Raw genomic sequence first — 1024 nt, forward strand, 5'->3', positions numbered from 1 at the left:
GATGATCGTGCTGGAGGCGATGAAGATGGAGACCCCGATCGGGTCGCCGGTGACGGGGACCGTCGCCGAGGTGTTCGTGCGGCCCGGCGAGACCGTGGCCGCGGGCCAGCTGCTCGCCGCCGTGGCGGTGGACGCGTGAGCGCCGTCGAGCGGGTCCGCGCCGCCTACGCCCGGATGCGCGAGATCGACCGTCCCGAGGTGTGGATCACGGTCCGCGACGAGGACGACGCGCTCGCCGAGGCGGCCGAGGTCGACCTCGGCGTCGCGGCGGGGGAGCGCCTGCCGCTCGCCGGCACCGTCGTCGCGGTGAAGGACAACATCGACGTCGAGGGGATGCTGACGACGGCCGGGAGCCGCGCGTACGCGTACCGTCCCGAGCGCGACGCGACCGCCGTCGGGCGCCTCCGCGCCGCGGGGGCCGTGGTGATCGGCAAGACGAACCTCGACCAGTTCGCCACCGGCCTCGTGGGGACCCGGAGCCCCTTCGGCGCCGTCCGCAACGCGTGGGACCCGACGCGTATCTCGGGTGGCTCCAGCTCCGGATCGGCCGTGGCCGTGGCGCTCGGCATCGTCGACCTCGCGCTCGGCACCGACACCGCCGGGTCGGGCCGCGTCCCCGCGGCGCTCAACGGCATCGTGGGTGTCAAGCCGACGGTCGGGCTCGTGCCCGCCACGGGCGTCGTGCCCGCGTGTCGCACGCTCGACTGCGTGACGGTGTTCGCGCGCGACCTGTCCGACGCCCGCGCGGCGGCCGAGCTCATGGCCGGCCCCGACGGGATCGCGTCGGCGCCGATCAGGATGTCGGTGTCGGTGAGGACCTCGCCGGGGCGGACGGCCGTGATGACGGTCCCTCCCCGCAGCAGCGTGCGCGTGCTCATGTGGTGGTGACTCCCTCGTCGAACCGGAGCGTCGTCGCGCCGGTGGTGTTCGTTGATTGGATGCTAGAAAGCAGCACTGAACGTGTCAAGTATTTGTTATCACTGTGTTCAGTTCGTCCAGCGCTGCTGAAACTCAGGCGCGTTCG

At 72.4% G+C, this 1024-nt stretch carries 1 protein-coding gene and 1 pseudogene; both read left to right on the forward strand.

Annotated features, from left to right (window positions below):
- Position 1: 1 nt before the first annotated feature.
- Positions 2 to 139: a biotin/lipoyl-containing protein gene (locus tag I5G_RS27130; protein ID WP_022877683.1), complete on the forward strand. Its 138-nt coding sequence runs from the start codon at positions 2 to 4 to the stop codon at positions 137 to 139.
- Positions 136 to 768, forward strand: a pseudogene (locus I5G_RS02740) (amidase family protein); the annotation flags it as partial. The gene I5G_RS27130 and the pseudogene I5G_RS02740, both read left to right, overlap by 4 nt.
- Positions 769 to 1024 lie beyond the last annotated feature (256 nt).

Origin of the sequence: Microbacterium sp. B19, assembly GCF_000333395.1 — a bacterium.
Classification (GTDB): domain Bacteria; phylum Actinomycetota; class Actinomycetes; order Actinomycetales; family Microbacteriaceae; genus Microbacterium.

What these genes read in the sequence shown, in the direction of transcription:
- I5G_RS27130 (WP_022877683.1), top strand. Translation starts at nt 2, where the DNA reads ATGATCGTGCTGGAGGCGATGAAGATGGAGACCCCGATCGGGTCGCCG.